Raw genomic sequence first — 20,266 nt, forward strand, 5'->3', positions numbered from 1 at the left:
CCCTGCGCGGCCCGCATTCGGCACGAGCTCTCGTCCCTGTGACCATCCCCCTTCGACACGTCTGATTGCGCCTTCTGCGCCCCGTCGCGCCGCCGCCCTCGATGCGGCGTCGGGCGGACTTGACGCAAGGGTTGCGCTTCTGTCAGGTGCGGCGAGGGCGCCTGGTACCGGCACGGGCCGCGCGCATCGATCTTGGGGACGCGGGCTGGGACGGGGGCCGGGCGGTGACGGAACTGACGATCAGGCGGCCGGATGACTGGCACCTGCATCTGCGCGACGGCGCGATGCTGGCGGCGGTGCTGCCCTGGACGGCGGCGCATTTCGGGCGCGCCATCATCATGCCGAACCTTGTTCCGCCCGTCGTCACCGCGTCGGACGCCGCGGCCTATCGCCAGCGGATCATGGATGCCCTGCCGCCCGGCTCGGACTTTCAGCCGCTGATGACCCTCTACCTGACCGAGACGACCGACCCCGATGACGTGGCCGCGGCCGCCGCCTCGGAACTGGTGACGGCGGTCAAGCTCTACCCAGCCGGCGCCACCACCAATTCCGCCTCGGGGGTGCGCGACATCGAGCGCGTGCTCCCCGTGCTCGAGCGCATGGCCGAGATCGGGCTGCCGCTCTGCGTGCATGGCGAGGTTACCGACCCCGAGGTCGACATCTTCGACCGCGAGGCGGTGTTTCTCGAGCGCGTGCTCGAACCCCTGCGCCGGCGGGTGCCCGGGCTCAGGGTCGTGCTCGAGCACGTCACCACCAAGGAAGGCGTCGAGTATGTGCAGGAGGGCGGCCGGGGCATCGCCGGGACGCTGACGGTCCACCACATGGTGATCAACCGCAACCACCTCCTCGCCGGCGGCATTCGCCCGCATTACTACTGCCTGCCGGTCGCCAAGCGCGAGGCCCACCGCCTCGCTCTGCGCGCCGCCGCCGTCTCGGGCGACGGGCGGTTCTTCCTCGGCACCGATTCGGCTCCGCATACCGACGCGACCAAGCTGCAGCCCTGCGGCTGCGCCGGCTGCTTCACCGCGCCGAACGCCATCGCGCTCGCGGCCCAGGTCTTCGACGAGGAAGGCGCGCTCGACCGGCTCGAGGACTTCGCCTCGCTGAACGGCCCGGCGTTCTACCGGCTGCCGCCGAGCGCATCGAGCATCCGCCTCGTGAAGGACGGTACCCTCGGCCTCGTCCCCTCCGAGATCGAGGTCGGCGCCGACACCGTCACCGTGTTCGACCCCGGCTTCCCGCTGACATGGCGGGTGGAAGAGGAGCCCAGCCAGTGATCCCCACCGCCATGCCCGACCGCAGCGTGATGGCGCGCGAAGTCGCCAGGATGCTGCTCGAGATCGGCGCCGTGCATTTCCGCGCCAACCCGCCCTACATGCTGACCTCGGGCCTCGCGAGCCCGGTCTACATCGACTGCCGCAAGCTGATCTCGTTCCCGCGCATCCGCGCGGCGGCGATGGATTTCGCCTGCTCCACGCTGATGCGCGAGGCGGGCTACGAGCGGTTCGACGCCGTCGCGGGCGGCGAGACCGCCGGCATCCCCTTCGCCGCCTGGATCGCCGAGCGCCTCGGCCTGCCGATGCTCTATGTCCGCAAGAAGCCCAAGGGCTTCGGCCGCGACGCCCAGATCGAGGGCCAGCTGAGCGAGGGCGCGCGCGTCCTGCTGGTCGAGGATCTGACCACCGATGGCGGCTCGAAGGTCAAGTTCGTCGAGGCGATCCGCAAGGCGGGTGGTGAATGCGCCCACACCATCGTGGTGTTCTACTACGACATCTTCCCCGAGGTGCCGCAGCGCCTGGCCGACCAGGGGATCGGGCTGCACTACCTCGCGACCTGGCGCGACGTGCTGGCCGAGGCGCGCGCGGGCGACTACTTCGACACCGCGACCATGGACCAGGTCGAGGCCTTCCTCGACCGGCCGCTGGAATGGTCCGCCGCCAACGGCGGAAAGGGCGAGACCTCGATCTGACGCGGATCGCGAGGGCGACTCCGAAAACATATATGTTTCAATGATCTGACCTCATTTTCACGCGTGAAAGCGAGGGTTGGGCGGCGCGAAGCGCGGGCGGCCTCAGCTAGGTCTCGTCGCGTGCCAGGGGTGCGGCCACCATCGCCCCGCCCACCAGCACGCCCGCGGCGATCAGGCTGGGGCCGGCATAGCTGCCGGTCGCATCGCGCATCCAGCCCGCCACCGCCGGCCCGATCATCTGGCCCAGCCCGAACGCGGCGGTCATCAGGCCCATCACGGCCCGGCCGTCGCCGCCCGCGCGCCGCGCGGCCTCCTGCAGGCCGAGCGCTGTCAGGCCGATGAAGGTCCCGCCCAGCGCGGCGGCGGCCAGCGCCAGCGCGACCGTGCCGGACGCCACCGCACTCAGAGCGACGCCCGCGGCCTCGACCAGCATCGCCGCCTGGTAGGCACGAACCGTGCCGAAGCGCGCAGCGATACGCGACCAGAACCACACCGAGGGGATCGCGGCGAGGCCCACGACCAGCCAGACCAGCATCTCGCCGATGCGCCCCGAAGGTCCGTCGCGGAGGATCGCGACGATGAAGGTCGCGGTGATCACATAGCCGAAGCCCAGCGCGGCATAGGCCAGCACCAGCCGCCAGATCCCGGGCGACCTGCGCCGCGCGTCCCCGCCGGCGCCGCGCGGTGCTCCGCCGTCTCCGGGCACGAGCAACGCCACCGCCGCGGCCGCGCCCAGGCTGAGCGCCCCGCCGGTCAGCCAGACCTGCCGCCACGCCTCGGCGCCCGCGACGAAGGGCGCCGCGATCAGGGCCGAGGCCGCGATCCCCGCGCCGACACCCGCGAAATGGACGGCGGCAAGCGCGCCCCGCCCCTTCGCGTTCAGCCGCGCCACGATCAGCGACGAGGCCATCACCAGCACGAAAGCACTGGCCACGCCGCCCCCGAAGCGCAGCGCGGCCCAGATCCAGATCGAGCCCGTGCCCGCCATCGCCGCCGTCGTGACGCCGCTTGCGACCAGCGCGCCCAGCATCAGGCCGCGCGCATGCGCCGACAGGCCGGGCAGGCTCGCGGCCAGGGCACCCGCCAGGTAGCCCGCGAAATTCGCGCTCGCGACCAGCCCCGCCTCGGCGGGACCGAGCCCGGCCGGGGCCATCATCGGCAGCGCGGGCGTATAAAGGAATCGGCCCATGCCCATCGCCGCAGCAAGGGCCAGGAAGCCGCCGAGGGCGATCGCTAAGGGGGACTTGTCGCTCCGCATCGGGCCGGACGTTAGCGCCCCCGGCGGCTTGCCGCTATTGCGAAGACCGCAACACGGACCCATATCTTTCGCATCCGGGGTGCCGATGACCGGGCCCCGGCGAGACGTCGCTTGGCAACCGAGGACCGTCTGACATGTCGCGCATGTCCTTTGCGTCACACCCGTTCCTGCTCGGCTTCGACGAGCTCGACCGCATGGTCGAACGCGTCAGCAAGTCCGGATCGGACGGGTATCCGCCCTACAACATCGAGCAGCGGGGCGAGAACGCCTTCCGCATCACCCTCGCCGTTGCGGGCTTCGCCGAGAGCGACCTCTCGGTGACGGTCGAGGACCACAACCTCGTGATCCGAGGTCGACAGGTCGATGACGGGGCCGAGCGGGAGTTCCTCTATCGCGGAATCGCCGCGCGCCAGTTCCAGCGCAGCTTCGTGCTGGCGGACCGTCTCGAGGTTTCCGGTGCCGAGCTCGATCGCGGCCTGCTTCATGTCGACCTCGTGCGGCGCGTGCCCGAGGCGACGGTGCAGACCATCCGGATCGGGCGGGCCGGCTGAGCAAAGGAGTGCGTGAAATGACCGACAAGACCAATCCGAAGGCTTTCCCCGCCGCGTCAGGGCAGCCAATCGTCTATGTCCGCGAGGCGCAGCGCGAGACGCTGCCCGACGAGCTCAAGCGCGCGCCCGGGCCGATCTATGCCCTGCATGACGAGGCGGGCAACCAGCTCGCCCTCACGCCGGACCGCAAGCTCGCCTTCGCGCTGGCGCGCCGCAACGACTTCGAGCCGCACAGCGTGCACTGAGGCCGCTGGCCGCGAATGACGAAGGCCCGGCGCATGGGTCGCGCCGGGCCTTTCGTGTTCCGGGTGGTCGTGCCAGCCCCGTGCCGGGCGGGCGGCACCGCGTGATCAGGCGGCGCGCGAGGTCGACGGCTCGGTCAGGAGCGCATAGAGCGCGTCCGCGCGGTCGGTCTGCCGCAGCTTGGCGCGCGCCTCGGCATCGCGCAGGAAGCGCGAGACCCGGGCCAGCGCCCTGAGGTGATCGGCCCCGGCCTCTTCGGGCGCGAGCAGTGCGAAGACGAGATCTACTGCCTCGCCATCCGCCGCCTCGAAGTCCACCGGCCGCTCGAGCCGGGCAAAGACGCCGACGATCCGGTCGAGGCCCTCGATGCGGGCATGCGGGATCGCGACGCCATAGCCCATGGCGGTCGAGCCCAGTTTCTCGCGTGCGATCAGCCCCTCGAAGACCCGGCGCGCCGTCAGCCCATAGGCGTCACGGGCGCGATTCGCGATTTCCTGCAGGACCTGCTTCTTGCTCGAGGCCTTCAGGGACGCGAACACGGCCTCGCGCGTGACGAGTTCGGTCAGTTCCATTCGGTGTCACCCACCCTCAAATCAGTCTCCGGCGCCACGCGCCACGCTCAGGCGCGCTCGGCCGCGAATTCCGGGTCGATCCAGCCGATGTTGCCGTCGTCACGCCGAAACACGACATTGAGCCGCCCGTTCGATTCATTGCGAAAGATCAGGAACGGCGCATGCGCAAGCTCCATGCGCATCACCGCGTCGCCCACCGAATGAGTGCCGATCTCGGTGCGCGTCTCGGCGATGATGACGGGCTGATCGGTCGCGTCGTCGGCGCCGGCGTCATCGTCCTCGGCCCCGGCCAGAACATAGGCCTGGGCCGGGATCAGGCCCTCTTCACGATGGTTCTGATGATGATTCTTCAGGCGGCGCTTGTAGCGGCGCACCTGCTTCTCGATCCGGTCGACCGCCTGCTCGAATGCGGCATAGATGTCGTCGGCCTGCGCCTGCGCCTGCGCGTGCAGGCCGGTCGACAGGTCGACCGACGCATCGCATTTGAAGAAGTTCCGCGCATCCTTCGAGAAGACGACGCCCGCACCCACGGCGCGGTCGAAATACTTCGCGACGGCCGAATCCAGCCGGTCCTCGACATGGCTGCGCAGCGCATCGCCGATGTCGATGTGCTTCCCCGAAACGGTGATGTGCATATTGTCTCCAGCATTCTCCGGGCCGGCTTCCGCTGGATGCCCGGCCTTCTCCTGCTTTCCCCGCCCATCGGCCGTCTCCCGCGCCACTGCGTGGTGCGGCCCGAACTGGAAAGACGCGCTACTTAAACACCGACTCATCACCGGTCAATGATAACCGCGAATCCTTTGTTCGTGAAACGAACATCGTAGCGGCGCGACTCAGCTGGCCATGCTCCTTTGCCGCCGGCGCTCGACCGACGACGGGATGCGCAGCGCGTTCCGGTATTTCGCGACGGTGCGCCGGGCTATGTCGATGCCCTCGGCGCGCAGCATCTCGACAATGGTGTCGTCCGAGAGGATCGCGTCGGCGGGTTCGGCGTCGACGAGGGCCCGGATCCGGTGACGCACCGCCTCGGCGGCGACGCCATCCTCGCCGCCGGTCGCCCCGCCGACGGCGTTGGTGAAGAAGAACTTGAGCTCGAAGACGCCCCGCGTCGTGGCGATGTACTTGTTCGAGGTCACCCGGCTGGCCGTCGATTCATGCAGCCCCGTCGCGTCCGCCACCATGCGCAGCGTCAGCGGCTTGAGGCCCGAGATCCCGGTGTCGAAGAAGGCCTGCTGGTGGCGCACGATCTCGGTCGCGACCTTCAGGATCGTGCGGGCGCGCTGGTCGATGCTGCGGATCAGCCAGTTCGCCTCGGCGCGCCGGTCGGCAAGCCAGGTCTCGACCTCGGCCCCGCCGCCCGCCAGCCGCGCGGCATAGCGCCGGTCGAGCAGAACGCGCGGGAGGGTCTCGGCGTTGAGCTCGATCTGCCAGCCGCCATCGGCAAGCCGGCGCATCAGCACGTCGGGAACGACCGTGGCCACAGGCTCGCGCGCGTAGCCCGAACAGGGGCGCGGGTCGAGGGCGCGCAGCTCGGCCAGCATCTCGGCATAGTCCTCGGCATCGACGCCACAGAGCTTGCGCAGGCGGCGGTGCTCGCCGCGAGCGACCAGGTCGAGATGGTCGACGAGGCAGCGCATCGCGGGGTCGAGCCGGTTGCGCTCGGCCAGCTGCAGCGCCAGGCACTCGGCCAGCCCGCGCGCGCCCACACCGGTCGGCTCGCAGGCCTGCACGAGGTCGAGCGCCGCCGCGACTTCGGCCTCGTCGACGTCGAGCCGCTCGGCGATCTCGGCCGTGGCGGTGCGCAGGAAGCCGTCGTCGTCGAGTTGATGCGCCAGGTGTGCGGCCAGCATGTGCCTTAGGGGCGGCGCCCGCATCTGGCCGATCTGCGCCAGCAGATGCTCCTGCAGGCTCGGCGCCGCCGCGATCTCGCGCCCGCCCGGCGGCTCGGTGTCGAAGCCGGGACTGGCGCCGCGCCCGCCCGCGCCGACCGGCCCGGGCATGTCCCATGCCTCGCGCCGCGGCGACGGCGCATCGGCGTCGAACAGGTTCTCGGCCCCGGTGTCGAAGACCTCGGCCGCCCGGGCCGGATCGTCGCCCGGCGGTCCGTCGGGCGCGCTCGGGCCGTCCGAGGGCTCGGCGGCGGGCTCGGCGGCGGGCGCGCCCTCATGCTTGGCGAGCTCCAGCAGCGGGTTGGTCTCGATCTCGCGCTCGACGAAGGCGGCAAGCTCGATGTTCGACATCTGCAGCAGCCGGATCGCCTGCTGCAGCTGCGGCGTCATCACCAGCTGCTGGCTCTGCCTCAGCTCGAGCCGGGGTCCCTGCACCATCCCTCTCGCCATTCCGCCGCCGCGTGACCGGACCGGGGAAGGGCGCCGTCAGATGCGGAAGCCTTCCCCCAGATAGACGCGGCGGACGTTCTCGTCGCGCACCACTTCATCCGGCGTGCCGCTCATCAGGACATGACCATCATGCAAGATGTATGCCCGGTCAATGATCTCAAGCGTCTCGCGGACGTTGTGGTCGGTGATCAGCACGCCGATGCCGCGCTCCTTGAGGTGGCCGACCAGCTCGCGGATCTCGCCCACGGCGATCGGGTCGATGCCGGCGAAAGGCTCGTCGAGCAGCACGTAGGACGGGTTGGTGGCGAGACAGCGCGCGATCTCGACACGCCGGCGCTCGCCGCCCGACAGCGCCGAGGCGGGGGTGCGGCGCAGATGGGTGATCGAGAACTCGGCGAGCAGCGATTCGAGCCGCCGCTGGCGCTTCATCGCGTCGCGCTCGACCAGCTCCAGCACCGCGAGGATGTTGTCCTCGACCGAGAGGCCGCGGAAGATCGACGCTTCCTGCGGAAGGTAGCCCAGCCCCATCCGCGCGCGGCGGTACATCGGCAGCAGGCTGACATCGATGCCGTCGACCACGATCGAGCCGGCGTCACACGGCACCAGCCCGATGACCATGTAGAAGCAGGTGGTCTTTCCGGCGCCGTTCGGGCCGAGCAGGCCGACCGCCTCGCCGCGCCTGAGCGAGAACGACACATCCCGCACCACCGGCCGCCGGCGGTAGGACTTGCCGAGGCCGGTGATGACCAGCCCTTCCTGCACGGCGCGAACCTGTGAGGGCGCGGCCATCGGCTCAGTTCTTGCTCGGGGTGAAAACGCTCTTCACGCGCCCCGAGCCCTGGCCTTCGATCTTGCCGGTGCCGACATTGAGGTCGATGACCAGCGACTCGCCCGAAATGGCGTTGCCGCCCTGGGTCAGCACCACGCTGCCGCCCATGCGCACCATGCCGCTCGCGACATCGTATTCGGCCCAGTTGCCCTGCGCCGTCTCGGCCCCGTTCGATAGGAAGACGTTGCCATCGGCGCGCATGTTTTGGATGGCGCCGGTCTCGCTGTCCGCCTTGTCCTGCGTGTAGGAAACCGCGACACGGTCGGCTGTCAGCCGCAGCGTGCCCTGCCCGGCGATCACGCTGCCCGCGAAGATGGCGAGGTTGTTGGCCTGCTGCACCTCGAGGCTGTCCGAGGTGATCTCGATCGGCGCGGAGGAATCATGCTTGAAGCCGCCGAAGGGGCTCTCGGTCTGGGCGGCGGCGGTGCCGACGGCCAGAACGGCCGCAACAAGCGCAATCCGAGTCGAGCTGAACACCACGTCATCCTCCCAAAGACACGCCGCACGCGTGCCCGAACCTAGCCATCCTGCGACGGAATGAACAGCACGCGCACGCGGTTTTCAAACCAAATATGGGCCTGGCTCAAACCCCCTTCGCCGGCCTCGGCATGGAACCGCCCCGCATCGATGCTGCCTTCGGGTCCGGTGCCATGCACCGGCCCGGGCGTCGATGCGCGCCGGTTGCCGAAGTCGATCAGCAGCTCGTCGGCCTCGATCCGGTGGCCCTCGCTGCTCAGGATCAGGACGTCGCCGGTCAGCGTCAGGGTGCGCGCGGTGCGCCGCATCATGCCGGTCAGCGCGGTCGCGGTCACCTGCCGCCCGTCGCGCAGGTTGAGCTCGCCCTTGGGGTTCTCGAGCTCGATCTCCTCGGGCATGGCCTTGTCGGGCAGGGCCCAGTCGGCGGTCACGACATAGGGGTCGCCGCCCTCGGTCACCCCGGCGAAGCGCGGCTGCTCGAGCCGCAGCCCGGCGCCGAGCCGCGCCAGCTCTTCCGCGGTGAACAGGTCCTGGACGGATCCGCGATCGCGCCCCTGCAGGAAGATCAGCCCCACCAGCACCAGCGCCGCGAGCGGCAGCAGCACCTTCATCCAGCGCACGATCACCGAGTGGCGCCGCACCGAGCGCTGCCGCCGGTCGAGCGCGCGCGCCGCGCGCCGCTCGTCCCGCGGCGGTGGCGCGCCCTCAGCCATCGACGCCTGCGCGCAGGCAGTCGTGGACGTGGATGATGCCCACCGGCGCGGCGGGCGGGGGCGTCTCGCAGACGAAGAGGCAGGTGATCTTGCGCTTGTTCATCAGCGCCAGCGCCTCCTGGGCGAGCTGGTCGGGCCGGATCGTCAGCGGCATCGGGGTCGACACCTCGTCGGCGCGGCGCTCGAGCAGCCCTTCCATCTTCCGGCGCAGGTCGCCGTCGGTGATGATCCCGGTCAGCCGGCCCGCGGCGTCGACCGTTCCGGCGACGCCATAGCCTTTCTGCGTCATGACCAGGAGCGCCTCGGTCATCGGCGTCGTCTCGGCGATCAGCGGCAGCGCCTCGGCCTTGGCCATGACGTCCGAGACCTTGACCAGCTGCGCCCCAAGCTTTCCGCCGGGGTGGAACATCGCGAAGCGCTCAGGCGTGAACTCGCGCCGCTCCATCAGTGCCACCGCCAGTGCATCTCCCAGCGCCATGGTCAGTGTCGTCGAGGTGGTCGGGGCAAGGCCCACCGAGCATGCCTCGCGGGCCTGCGGCAGCACCAGCGCGATATCGGCCGCGCGCAGCAGTGCCGAGCCCGGACGGCTGGCGACGCCGATCAGCGGGATCGAGAAGCGGCGGGTATGCGCGACGATATCGGCCAGCTCGCGCGTCTCGCCCGAGTTCGACAGCACCAGCGCCACGTCCTTCTGGGTCACCATGCCCAGGTCGCCATGGCTCGCCTCGGCGGGGTGCACGAACTGCGCGGGCGTGCCGGTCGAGGCCAGCGTCGCGGCGATCTTGCGGGCGACATGGCCCGACTTGCCCATGCCCGAGCAGATCACCCGGCCCTCGATCGACATGATCAGGTCGACCGCGTCGGCGAAGGAATCGTCCAGCGTGCCCGAATAGAGCGCGAGCGCCTCGGCCTCGGTCGCCAGCACGCGGCGGCCGGTCTCGATGGCGCGGGCACGCGCGGCCTCGGCCTCGGCAAGGGCCTCGCCCTGGTGGGTCTCTGCGAGCGTCACGGGCACTCCTTTCCCGCGCGGCCGGGACGGGGGCATGCCGGGATCATTCCCGGCGGCCTCCGGGCGGGCCTAATGCGCGAAGATGTCCTCTTCGGGCCAGCCGGCCAGATCCAGCATGGCCCGATCGGGCAGGAAACGGAAGCAGGCCTGGGCGACCTCCGTCCGGCCCTCGCGCGCAAGGCGCGTGTCCAGCTCGGCCTTCAGCCGGTGCAGGTAGAGCACGTCCGAGGCCGCGTAATCGAGCTGCGCCTGGTTCAGCGTCTCCGCGCCCCAGTCCGAGCTTTGCTGCTGCTTCGAGATGTCGACCCCGATCAGGTCCTGGCACAGGTATCGAAGCCCGTGCCGGTCGGTGAAGGTGCGCACCAGCTTCGAGGCGATCTTGGTGCAGTAGACCGGACGCGCCACGACGCCGAAGGCATGCGCCAGCACCGCGATGTCGAAACGGCCGAAATGAAAGAGCTTCTCGACCGCAGGGTCCGCGAGCATCCGCGCCAGATTCGGCGCCTCCGTCTGGCCCATGGCGATCTGCACGAGGTGCGCCGTGCCGTCGCCGGCCGAGAGCTGCACGAGGCAGAGCCGGTCGCGATGGGGGTTGAGGCCCATCGTCTCGGTGTCGATCGCCACGACCGGGCCCAGATCGAGCCCGTCCGGCAGATCCCCCTTGTGGAGAGTGACGCTCATCCTCGGCGCGGCGCCTTCTTCTTCGTCATCGTCTGCGAGCGGCGTGGTGCCCAGGAGAAGACTCGAACTTCCACGACCTTTCGGCCACTGGCACCTGAAGCCAGCGCGTCTACCAATTCCGCCACCTGGGCCCGGAACCGCTCGCCTTGCGGCGCGTGGGTCATCTAACCGCGCCGAAGGGCGCTGTCAACGGCCCTCGCGGTGGCTTTGACGCGGCCTGCGGCCAAGCGATCCCTTGCCCGTGCCCGGCCGAGCCGCTATCGGATGAACGGAACGGCCTGTGATGCCCGCATGAAGCCCGCGCCGCCCCTGGGCGGCATCAGTACCGAGGTTGAGCGCCCATGACCGAGAATGCCCCCCTGGTCACGATCATCGGCGGGTCCGGCTTCGTCGGCCGCTACATCGCGCAGAACATGGCGCGGCGCGGCTGGCGCGTGCGCGTCGCCTGCCGCCGCCCGAACGAGGCGATGTTCGTCAAGCCCTATGGCGTCGTCGGCCAGGTCGAGCCGGTGCAGTGCAATGTCCGCGACGAGGCCTCGGTTGCGCGCGTGATCGCGGGCGCGGAGGTGGTCGTCTACTCGGTGGGCGTGCTCTTCGAGTCGGGCGCAAACCGGTTCGAGGCGGTGCAGGCCGAAGGCCCCGCCCGCGCCGCGCGCCTGGCCAAGGCGGCCGGCGCCGCGCGCTTCGTGCTGATCTCGGCCATCGGCGCCGATCCGGAGAGCCCGTCCGAATACGCCCGCACCAAGGCCGCGGGCGAGGCGGGCGTGCGCGCGGCCTTCCCCGAGGCGGTGGTCTTGCGGCCCTCGGTCGTGTTCGGGCCCGAGGACGGCTTCTTCAACCGTTTCGCGGCGATGGCCCGGCTCTCGCCCGTGGTGCCGGTCGTGGGCGCCGAGACGCGCTTCCAGCCGGTCTGGGTGCAGGACGTGGCGGATGCCGCGGCGCGCGCAGTGGTCGGCGAGGCCGAGCCGGGCGTCTACGAGCTGGGCGGGCCACGCATCTACAGCTTCCGCGAACTGGTGGCGCTGACGTTGAAGGTGATCCGGCGTCGCCGGCTGATCGCCGACGTTCCCTTCTTCATCGGCCGCTTGAAGGGCAAGGTGCTCTCGCTCCTGCCCAACCCGCCGCTGACCGAGGACCAGGTCCGCCTGCTCGAGCGCGACAACGTGGTGGCCGAGGGCGCGCGGGGCTTCGAGGCGCTGGGCATCCAGCCCAAGGCCGCCGAGGGCATCATCGAAACCTATCTCTATCCCTACCGCCCCTATGGCCAGTACTCGCGCCTGACCGAGAACGGCCAGGCCTGAGCGCCTCAGCCATAGGCCAGCGTCAGAAGGATCGCGCCCAGCGCGAGCCGGTAGAGGACGAAGGGCGTCATCGTCCAGGACCCGCGGAACATCCGCATCATCACGCTCAGCGCGCCCAGCGCCGCGGCGCAGGACAGCGCCGCGCCCAGAAGAAGCTCGGCGCCGATCGCGATCGTGCCGCTGCGCGCAAGCTCGACGGTCTCGAGCCCGACGGCGGCCAAGATCACCGGCACCGCCATCAGCAGCGAGATCCGCGCCGCCTCGTCACGGCGGAAGCCCAGCGCGCGCGCTGCCATCATCGTGACCCCGGACCGGCTGGTGCCCGGAACCAGCGCCAGAGCCTGCGCCAGCCCCATCAGCAGCGCGTCCCGCAGCCCCCAGCCCTCGCCGGTGCGGCGCCCGCTGCCCAGCCGGTCGGCAAGCCATAGCGCGACGCCGCCGACGAGCGTCGCCCAGCCGATCACCGCCAGCGCCCGCAGGCCATCGTCCCAGCCCATCAGCTTGATTGCCAGCCCCGCTGCCATCGCCGGCAGCGTGGCAAGCCCGATCAGCAGCGCCATGCGCGCCTGCGGCGTGCGCGGGCGCCCGGCCGCGACATGGCCGACGCCCCGGGCCAGCACCCCGACATCGCGCCGGAAATAGATGCACACGGCGACGAGCGTGCCCAGATGCACGGCCACGTCCATCATCAGCCCCTGGTCGGGGCGCCCGGTAAGCAGCGGCCAGAGGATCAGGTGCCCCGAGGACGAGATCGGCAAAAACTCGGTCACGCCCTGGATCAGGGCGAGCATGATGATGTCGAAGAGCGCCATGCAGCCACCCTGATTCGCGGCGACGCCGCGCACCCATGCCGGAATTTTTCCGTTGCGACAGTGGTAAATTCCCGGTCTTCAAAGGCAATGGGAAACTTAGGTCAAAATTATTGACATAAAATATGCTGTCGACGCGGGCCCGAAGGCGGTCGCGACAAATTTTCCGGTTTATAGGTCAGTAATTATGACTTTTAATCCGAAACCCCTTCATGTATCCCCTAGCACCGGACTTCGTCCAAGGACGGTGCGCACCGGGCGTGAAGTTTTCCGCCAGGCGCAACCGCCCTGAGGCAGGGTTCCGTCACGGGAGGACAGGCCGGATGGCTCAGAAGATGCTCAAGTTCATCTCGCGCGAGCGCGAGATGCCCCAGAAGCGGGCCGCGGCCGAACGCGCGCATGACTTCGACGAGATCTACCGCGAATTCGCGCGCGAGAAGGCGGCCGAGCAGGCGGCGCGGTGCAGCCAGTGCGGCGTCCCCTTCTGCCAGTCGGGCTGCCCGCTGCACAACAACATCCCCGACTGGCTCAAGGCCGTGGCCGAGGGCCGGATGGAAGAGGCCTACCGCCTTTCCTCGGACACCAACACCTTCCCCGAGATCTGCGGCCGCATCTGCCCGCAGGACCGGCTCTGCGAGGGCAACTGCGTCATCGAGCAGTCGGGCCACGGCACGGTGACGATCGGCGCGATCGAGAAGTACATCACCGAGACCGCCTGGGACGAAGGCTGGATCGAGGCCCCCGCGCCCCGGCGCGAGCGCACCGAGTCGGTCGGCATCATCGGGGCGGGCCCGGCCGGCCTCGCCTGCGCCGAGCGGCTGCGCCGGGCCGGCGTGCAGGTGACGGTCTATGACCGCTACGACCGCGCGGGCGGTCTGATGATCTACGGCATTCCCGGCTTCAAGCTGGAAAAGGAGGTCGTCCTGCGCCGCTGGGAGCAGCTCGAGAAGGGCGGCGTGCGCTTCGTGATGAACTGCGACATCGGCGCGAGCAAGAGCTTCGACGAGATCCGCCTGGTCCACGACGCCATCCTGATCGCGACCGGCGTCTACAAGACCCGCGACATCGGCGGCCCCGGCTCGGGCGCGCCCGGAATCGTGCAGGCACTCGATTTCCTCACCGCCTCGAACCGCAAGGGCTGTGGCGACGCGGTGCCCGAGTTCGACGACGGCACGCTGAATGCCGACGGCAAGCGCGTCGTGGTGATCGGCGGCGGCGATACCGCGATGGACTGCGTGCGCACCGCGATCCGGCAGGGCGCCAGGTCGGTCAAGTGCCTCTACCGCCGCGACCGCGCGAACATGCCCGGCAGCCAGCGCGAGGTTCAGAATGCCGAGGAGGAGGGGGTCGAGTTCGTCTGGCTCACCGCCCCGAAGGGCTTCACCTCGGACCAGCGCGTGACCGGCGTGAAGGCCGTGCGCATGCGCCTCGGCGCGCCCGATTCCACCGGGCGCCAGGTGCCCGAGGAGATCCCGGGCTCGGAATACACGGAAGGCTGCGAGCTCGCGATCAAGGCGCTCGGCTTCGAGCCCGAGGACCTGCCCAAGCTCTGGGACGTCGAGGGGCTCGACGTCACCCGCTGGGGTACGATCAAGGCCGATTTCCGCACGCACGAGACGGCGCTCGACGGGGTCTACGCGGCGGGCGACATCGTGCGCGGTGCCTCGCTCGTCGTCTGGGCGATCCGCGACGGGCGCGAGGCGGCCGATGCCATGCTCGCGCGCTTCGACGCGGCCGTGGCGATGGCGGCGGAGTGAGATGATGTCCGCGGGACCCGTATCGGCGACCGAGCAGGGAGCCGCGCCCGCGACGGCGACGGGACGCTGCCTCTGCGGCGCGGTCACTTTCACCGCCGAGCGGCCGGTGCGGGTCAGCGCCTGTCATTGCGCGATGTGCCGGCGCTGGTCGGGCGGCCCCTATTTCGTCTGCGAGCCCGAGAACGTCACCTTTGCCGAGGGCGCACCGGTCGGCACCTACCGTTCGTCCGACTGGGCCGAGCGCGGCTTCTGCACGCGCTGCGGCACGGCACTGTTCTACCGGCTGGTCGAGACGGGCGCGCATTACCTCAACACCTTCACCATCGAGGACCTGGGCGAGCCGGACTTCGCGCTGCAGGTCTTCACCGACGAGAAGCCCGGTTTCTACAGCTTTGCCGAGCCGACGAAATGCCTGACCGGACCTGAGATCTTTGCGATGTTCGGCGCGGGGGAGAAGGACGCGTGATGGCGCCCCGATGGAGATACCTGCGCGCTCGCCTCGCCGCCGCCTGTGCGGTCTTCATCGGCGCGACATCCGTCCACGCGGCGGAGGCGAGGTTTGACTATACCGTCGAGCGGGTGAGGGGCGTTGCCAATGTGGGCAGCACCTCGACCGAGCTGGTCGATCCCGAGCTCTGCGGCGACGTTGTCGGCTGGATCGAAACGGTGACGAGCCAGATCGAGGCCAGGGCGGACGTCAGACGCCTGCCCTGGCAAAATCCCATCCGCGTGCGGAAAGGCATCATCCTTGAGAATTTCCATGAAACACCAAAGCGGTATGGTACCAGCATCGGTAAAGTCGTGGGACGTATTCCTGCGATTATGATGGTCGAATACAGGGGATGCGTGGTGCCTTCCGGGAAGGTGCTCCTTTCGTTGAAAGCGCATGTGACCGTTGACGCCGATGACGGGCCGCAGCGCTTCGTCGTTACCTACGACGGCCCTCCGATGCCGATCGAACCTCCAGCTTACAAGATCGACCCGGCGAATTTCAGGGTCGAAACGGATCTCGGCGACCCGGTCGTCTCGCATGTCTCGCTTCCATCGTCGGTGTCGTTTTCGGCCGACCTGCATCAAGAGTTTCAGATCACGCTGCGGCTGCAGAACCAAGGAGCCACGCAATGACCAGGACCCTGAACGACTGGCTCGAGAACTACGAGGCGCGGAGCGCGGAGCTTGCCCGGACAGGCATGTACCTGCCCGAGGAGGAGCACGCCTCCTGCGGCGTCGGCCTGGTCTGCGCGGTCGACGGCAAGCCGCGCCGGCAGGTGGTCGAGCACGGCATCGCCGCGCTCAAGGCGGTCTGGCACCGTGGCGCCGTCGATGCCGACGGCAAGACCGGCGATGGCGCCGGCATCCACACCGAGATCCCGGTCGAGTTCTTCCGCGAGCAGGTCCGGCGCACCGGGCACGAGCCCTCGGACGCGCTTCTGGCCGTGGGCCAGGTGTTCCTGCCGCGCACCAATTTCGGCGCGCAGGAGACCTGCCGCACCATCGTCGAGCAGGAGGTCCTGCGCCTCGGCTACTACATCTACGGCTGGCGCCAGGTTCCGGTGAACATCAACGTCCTTGGCCAGAAGGCCAACGCGACCCGCCCGGCGATCGAGCAGATCCTGATCTCGAACTCGAAGGGCGTCGACGAGGAAACCTTCGAGCGCGAGCTCTACGTGATCCGCCGCCGGGTCGAGAAGGCCGTCGTCGCGGCACAGATCGCGGGGTTCTACATCTGCTCGCTCAGCTGCCGCTCGATCATCTACAAGGGCATGATGCTGGCCGAGCAGGTCGCCGAGTTCTATCCCGACCTCAAGGACGAGCGCTTCGTCTCGGCCTTCGCCATCTACCACCAGCGCTATTCCACCAACACCTTCCCGCAGTGGTGGCTGGCCCAGCCCTTCCGCATGCTCGCCCACAACGGCGAGATCAACACGCTCAAGGGCAACCTGAACTGGATGCGGAGCCACGAGATCCGCATGGCCTCGACCTCGTTCGGCGAGCTGGCCGAGGACATCAAGCCGATCGTGCCGAACGGCTCGTCCGACTCGGCCGCGCTCGACGCGGTGTTCGAGGTGATGGTCCGAGCCGGGCGCACCGCGCCGATGGCCAAGACGATGCTGGTGCCCGAGGCCTGGTCGAGCGACGAGACCATGCCCGAGTCCTGGCGCGCGATGTATGCCTATTCCAACGCGGTGATGGAGCCCTGGGACGGCCCCGCGGCGCTGGCCATGACCGACGGGCGCTGGGTCGTCGCCGGCCTCGACCGCAACGGGCTGCGGCCGATGCGCTACGTCATCACCGGCGACGGGCTGGTGATCGCGGGCTCCGAGGTCGGCATGGTTCCGGCCGACGAGGCCACGGTGCGCGAGAAGGGCGCGCTGGGCCCGGGGCAGATGCTGGCGGTCGACATGGGCCGCGGCCGCGTGCTGCACGACGCCGAACTGAAGGACGAGCTCGCCGCCGAGCGTCCCTATGCCGAATGGATCGAGAAGATCACCGATCTCTCGGCCGATCTCGAGACGCTGCGCGAGCCCGCGAGCCTCGAGGGCGAGGCCCTGCGCCGCAGCCAGATCGCGGCGGGCTACACGGTCGAGGAGCTCGAGGCAATCCTCCATCCCATGGCCGAGGACGCCAAGGAGGCCATCGGCTCGATGGGCGACGACACCCCGGCGGCGGTGCTGTCGGATCACTACCGTCCGCTCAGCCACTTCTTCCGGCAGAACTTCAGCCAGGTCACCAACCCGCCGATCGACAGCCTGCGCGAGCACCGCGTGATGAGCCTCAAGACGCGGTTCGGGAACCTCAAGAACGTGCTCGACCAGGATTCGAGCCAGACCGAGATCATCACGCTCGAAAGCCCGGTCGTGTCGAACGGGCAGTACGCCAAGATGATCGCGGCCTTCGGCGAGAGCTACCGCGTGATCGACTGCACCTTCCCCGCCGATGACGGGCCGCGCGCGCTGCGCGCCCATCTGAACAGGGTCCGGGCCGAGGCCGAGGAGGCGGTGCGCGCTGGCTGCGGCCATGTCGTGCTGACCGACGAGGCCTCGGGCGGCGAGCGTATCGCCATGCCGATGATCCTCGCGACCTCGGCGGCGCATAGCTGGCTCACCAAGCACGGGCTGCGCACCTTCTGCTCGCTCAATGTCCGCTCGGCCGAGTGCATCGACCCGCACTACTTCGCGGTGCTGATCGGCGTCGGCGCGACCACGGTCAACGCCTGGCTGGCGCAGGAATCGATTGCCGACCGGGTCAAGCGTGGCCTGCTGGGCGACATCACGGTCGAGCAGGCGGTCGCCAACTTCCGCCAGGCGGTCGATCAGGGCCTGCTGAAGATCATGTCGAAGATGGGGATCTCGGTGATCTCGTCCTATCGCGGCGGCTGCAACTTCGAGGCGGTGGGCCTGAGCCGTGCCGTGGTGGCCGAGTTCTTCCCCGGAATGCCCTCGCGCATCTCGGGCATCGGCATCGCCGGTATCGAGACCAAGCTGCGCGCGCTCCACGCCCGGGCCTGGGACGAGCGGACCGAGATGCTGCCGATCGGCGGCATCTACAAGGCGCGCCGCAAGGGCGAGGCCCATGCCTGGGGCGCGCAGGTCATCCACGCGATGCAGAACGCGGTCGCAGCGAACTCCTACACCGCCTGGAAGCGCTACTCCGAGGCGATGCGCTCGCAGCCGCCGATCCATCTGCGCGACCTGCTCGACTTCAAGCCGATGGGCCGGCCCGTGCCGCTCGAGGAGGTCGAGTCGATCACCTCGATCCGCAAGCGCTTCGTGACGCCCGGCATGTCGCTGGGCGCGCTCAGCCCCGAGGCGCACAAGGCCCTCAACGTCGCCATGAACCGGATCGGCGCCAAGTCGGATTCCGGCGAGGGCGGCGAAGACCCCAAGCACTTCCACCCCGAGCCGAACGGCGACAACCCCTCGGCCAAGATCAAGCAGGTGGCCTCGGGCCGCTTCGGCGTGACGGCGGAATACCTCAACCATTGCGCCGAGCTCGAGATCAAGATCGCCCAAGGCGCGAAGCCCGGCGAGGGCGGCCAGCTGCCCGGCTTCAAGGTCACCGAGATGATCGCCAAGCTCCGGCACTCGACGCCCGGGGTCACGCTGATCTCGCCGCCGCCGCATCACGACATCTACTCGATCGAGGATCTCGCGCAGCTGATCTACGACCTCAAGCAGATCAACCCCGAGGCCAAGGTCTGCGTGAAGCTGGTGTCAGCCACCGGCGTGGGCACGATCGCGGCGGGCGTGGCCAAGGCCAAGGCCGACGTGATCCTGATCTCGGGGCATAACGGCGGCACCGGCGCCTCGCCCCAGACCTCGATCAAGTATGCCGGCCTGCCCTGGGAGATGGGCCTGACCGAGGCCCACCAGGTGCTGGCGCTCAACGATCTGCGCGGGCGGGTGACTCTGCGCACCGATGGCGGCCTGCGCACCGGGCGCGACATCGTGATCGCGGCGATGATGGGGGCCGAGGAGTTCGGCATCGGCACCGCCGCGCTGATCGCGATGGGCTGCATCATGGTCCGCCAGTGCCAGTCGAACACCTGCCCGGTGGGCGTCTGCACCCAGGACCCGGCCCTGCGCGAGAGGTTCACCGGCACGGCCGACAAGGTCGTCAACCTCTTCACGCTGATGGCCGAGGAGGTGCGCGAGATCATGGCCTCGGTCGGCGTGCGCTCGTTCGACGAGCTGATCGGCCGCGCCGACCTGCTCACCCAGGTCAGCCGCGGCGCCGCGCATCTCGACGATCTCGACCTCAACCCGATGCTGGTGCGGGTCGACGAAGGCGAGTCGGTCAAGCTCGACCGCAGCCGCGGCCGCACCGAGGTGCCCGACACGCTCGACGCCCAGATCGTCAAGGACGCCGGGCCGTTCTTCAAGGACGGCGAGAAGATGCAGCTCAATTACTCGGTCCAGAACACGCTCAGGACGATCGGGACCCGGGTGTCGAGCCACATCGTGCGTCGGTTCGGGATGCGCAACCAGCTGCAGGAGGGCCACCTGACGATCCGGCTCGAAGGCTCCTGCGGCCAGTCGCTCGGCGCCTTCGCCGCGCCCGGTCTCAAGCTCGAGGTGGTGGGCGATGCCAACGACTATGTCGGCAAGGGCCTGTCGGGCGGCGTCATCACGGTGCGCCCGCCGCTCAACTCGCCGCTGGTCGCGCACAAGAACACGATCATCGGCAATACCGTCCTCTACGGCGCCACGGCGGGCAAGCTCTTCGCCGCAGGCCGCGCGGGCGAGCGATTCTGCGTGCGCAACTCGGGCGCCGACGTGGTGGTCGAGGGCTGCGGCTCCAACGGCTGCGAATACATGACCGGCGGGCGCGCGGTCATTCTCGGCCCCGTCGGCGACAACTTCGCGGCCGGCATGACCGGGGGCATGGCCTTCGTGCTGGATGAGGCCGGCGCCTTCCGCCGGCTCGTGAACCCCGAGACCGTGGTCGTCCAGCGCATCGCCACCGACTACTGGGAGGAGGTGCTGCGCGACCTGGTGGCCGAGCATGCCCGCCAGACCGGCTCGCAGTTTGCTGCCGGGATCCTGCGCGACTGGGCCGAGCATCTCGGCAACTTCTGGCAGATCTGCCCGAAGGAGATGGTCAGCCGCCTCGAGAGCCCGCTGACCGAGGAGGCCGCGGCCGAGACCGCCTGAGCCACGCGCGCGCCACGGCGTCGCGAAAATCGACACGCCCCCGTTGCCTTCCGGCGGCGGGGGCGGTCTTCTTGCGGCGGGAGGCGGCACAGGCAGCGGCGCAT

The 20,266-nt window shown here is 69.5% G+C and carries 19 protein-coding genes and 1 tRNA gene; 9 read left to right on the plus strand and 11 right to left on the minus strand.

What is annotated here, in order from left to right; translation table 11 throughout:
- Positions 1 to 284: 284 nt before the first annotated feature.
- Both pyrC and H0I76_RS15230 read left to right on the plus strand, forming a co-directional pair.
- Positions 285 to 1,277 (plus strand): dihydroorotase, encoded by a 993-nt coding sequence (gene pyrC, locus H0I76_RS15225; RefSeq protein ID WP_234455372.1) that lies wholly within the window; start codon positions 285 to 287, stop codon positions 1,275 to 1,277.
- Complete coding sequence (locus H0I76_RS15230) at positions 1,274 to 1,969, plus strand: orotate phosphoribosyltransferase (protein ID WP_200611494.1); 696 nt, start codon at positions 1,274 to 1,276, stop codon at positions 1,967 to 1,969. Before pyrC ends, H0I76_RS15230 begins: the two co-directional genes overlap by 4 nt.
- A 106-nt stretch (positions 1,970 to 2,075) precedes the next feature.
- Here the strand turns inward: H0I76_RS15230 and H0I76_RS15235 are convergent, their stop codons facing one another.
- A complete protein-coding gene (locus tag H0I76_RS15235) occupies positions 2,076 to 3,290 on the minus strand; it encodes a YbfB/YjiJ family MFS transporter (RefSeq protein ID WP_407704276.1) in 1,215 nt (404 codons plus the stop codon).
- A gap of 71 nt (positions 3,291 to 3,361) precedes the next feature.
- On the opposite strand from H0I76_RS15235, the gene H0I76_RS15240 reads away from it, so the two are divergent.
- Positions 3,362 to 3,778, plus strand: a complete 417-nt coding sequence (locus tag H0I76_RS15240) for an Hsp20 family protein (protein WP_200611497.1) — start codon at positions 3,362 to 3,364, stop codon at positions 3,776 to 3,778.
- A 17-nt stretch (positions 3,779 to 3,795) separates the two neighbouring features.
- On the plus strand, positions 3,796 to 4,023 hold the full coding sequence (locus H0I76_RS15245; protein ID WP_200611499.1) for a DUF1150 family protein: 228 nt from the start codon (positions 3,796 to 3,798) through the stop codon (positions 4,021 to 4,023).
- A 105-nt stretch (positions 4,024 to 4,128) separates the two neighbouring features.
- Here H0I76_RS15245 and ptsN read toward each other — a convergent pair whose 3' ends face one another.
- The 9 genes from ptsN to H0I76_RS15290 form a co-directional block, all read right to left on the minus strand.
- Positions 4,129 to 4,593 (minus strand): PTS IIA-like nitrogen regulatory protein PtsN, encoded by a 465-nt coding sequence (ptsN, locus tag H0I76_RS15250; protein WP_200611503.1) that lies wholly within the window; start codon positions 4,591 to 4,593, stop codon positions 4,129 to 4,131.
- A 47-nt stretch (positions 4,594 to 4,640) separates the two neighbouring features.
- Positions 4,641 to 5,228, minus strand: coding sequence for a ribosome hibernation-promoting factor, HPF/YfiA family (gene hpf, locus H0I76_RS15255; RefSeq protein ID WP_200611506.1), 588 nt, complete (start codon positions 5,226 to 5,228; stop codon positions 4,641 to 4,643).
- Positions 5,229 to 5,426: 198 nt separating this feature from the next.
- Positions 5,427 to 6,920, minus strand: coding sequence for an RNA polymerase factor sigma-54 (rpoN, locus tag H0I76_RS15260; protein WP_200611509.1), 1,494 nt, complete (start codon positions 6,918 to 6,920; stop codon positions 5,427 to 5,429).
- A gap of 48 nt (positions 6,921 to 6,968) precedes the next feature.
- On the minus strand, positions 6,969 to 7,721 hold the full coding sequence (gene lptB / locus H0I76_RS15265) for an LPS export ABC transporter ATP-binding protein (RefSeq protein WP_200611512.1): 753 nt from the start codon (positions 7,719 to 7,721) through the stop codon (positions 6,969 to 6,971).
- A 4-nt stretch (positions 7,722 to 7,725) separates the two neighbouring features.
- Positions 7,726 to 8,238, minus strand: coding sequence for a lipopolysaccharide transport periplasmic protein LptA (gene lptA / locus H0I76_RS15270; protein WP_200611525.1), 513 nt, complete (start codon positions 8,236 to 8,238; stop codon positions 7,726 to 7,728).
- 41 nt (positions 8,239 to 8,279) lie between these two features.
- On the minus strand, positions 8,280 to 8,951 hold the full coding sequence (gene lptC / locus H0I76_RS15275; RefSeq protein WP_200611527.1) for an LPS export ABC transporter periplasmic protein LptC: 672 nt from the start codon (positions 8,949 to 8,951) through the stop codon (positions 8,280 to 8,282).
- Positions 8,944 to 9,894, minus strand: coding sequence for a KpsF/GutQ family sugar-phosphate isomerase (locus H0I76_RS15280; RefSeq protein WP_325166470.1), 951 nt, complete (start codon positions 9,892 to 9,894; stop codon positions 8,944 to 8,946). The genes lptC and H0I76_RS15280 overlap by 8 nt, the downstream gene beginning before the upstream one ends.
- A 135-nt stretch (positions 9,895 to 10,029) precedes the next feature.
- On the minus strand, positions 10,030 to 10,641 hold the full coding sequence (locus tag H0I76_RS15285) for a ribonuclease D (protein ID WP_200611529.1): 612 nt from the start codon (positions 10,639 to 10,641) through the stop codon (positions 10,030 to 10,032).
- A 44-nt stretch (positions 10,642 to 10,685) separates the two neighbouring features.
- Positions 10,686 to 10,772 (minus strand) — tRNA-Leu (locus tag H0I76_RS15290).
- A gap of 210 nt (positions 10,773 to 10,982) precedes the next feature.
- On the opposite strand from H0I76_RS15290, the gene H0I76_RS15295 reads away from it, so the two are divergent.
- On the plus strand, positions 10,983 to 11,942 hold the full coding sequence (locus tag H0I76_RS15295; RefSeq protein WP_200611530.1) for a complex I NDUFA9 subunit family protein: 960 nt from the start codon (positions 10,983 to 10,985) through the stop codon (positions 11,940 to 11,942).
- A gap of 5 nt (positions 11,943 to 11,947) precedes the next feature.
- Here H0I76_RS15295 and H0I76_RS15300 read toward each other — a convergent pair whose 3' ends face one another.
- A complete protein-coding gene (locus H0I76_RS15300) occupies positions 11,948 to 12,754 on the minus strand; it encodes an undecaprenyl-diphosphate phosphatase (protein WP_200611532.1) in 807 nt (268 codons plus the stop codon).
- Between the two features lie 320 nt (positions 12,755 to 13,074).
- Here H0I76_RS15300 and H0I76_RS15305 point away from each other — a divergent pair, with 320 nt between their 5' ends.
- Genes H0I76_RS15305 through gltB form a run of 4 tightly spaced genes read left to right on the plus strand, consistent with a single transcriptional unit; the run spans position 13,075 to position 20,162 of the window.
- Positions 13,075 to 14,508 (plus strand): NAD(P)-dependent oxidoreductase, encoded by a 1,434-nt coding sequence (locus H0I76_RS15305; RefSeq protein WP_200611534.1) that lies wholly within the window; start codon positions 13,075 to 13,077, stop codon positions 14,506 to 14,508.
- A gap of 4 nt (positions 14,509 to 14,512) precedes the next feature.
- Positions 14,513 to 14,974 (plus strand): GFA family protein, encoded by a 462-nt coding sequence (locus H0I76_RS15310; RefSeq protein WP_200611536.1) that lies wholly within the window; start codon positions 14,513 to 14,515, stop codon positions 14,972 to 14,974.
- Positions 14,974 to 15,633 (plus strand): hypothetical protein, encoded by a 660-nt coding sequence (locus H0I76_RS15315; protein WP_200611538.1) that lies wholly within the window; start codon positions 14,974 to 14,976, stop codon positions 15,631 to 15,633. The genes H0I76_RS15310 and H0I76_RS15315 overlap by 1 nt, the downstream gene beginning before the upstream one ends.
- Positions 15,630 to 20,162 (plus strand): glutamate synthase large subunit, encoded by a 4,533-nt coding sequence (gene gltB / locus H0I76_RS15320; protein ID WP_200611540.1) that lies wholly within the window; start codon positions 15,630 to 15,632, stop codon positions 20,160 to 20,162. The genes H0I76_RS15315 and gltB overlap by 4 nt, the downstream gene beginning before the upstream one ends.
- The last annotated feature ends 104 nt before the right edge of the window (positions 20,163 to 20,266 follow it).

Source organism: Thermohalobaculum xanthum, assembly GCF_016623495.1.
In the GTDB taxonomy this organism is placed as follows: domain Bacteria; phylum Pseudomonadota; class Alphaproteobacteria; order Rhodobacterales; family Rhodobacteraceae; genus Thermohalobaculum; species Thermohalobaculum xanthum.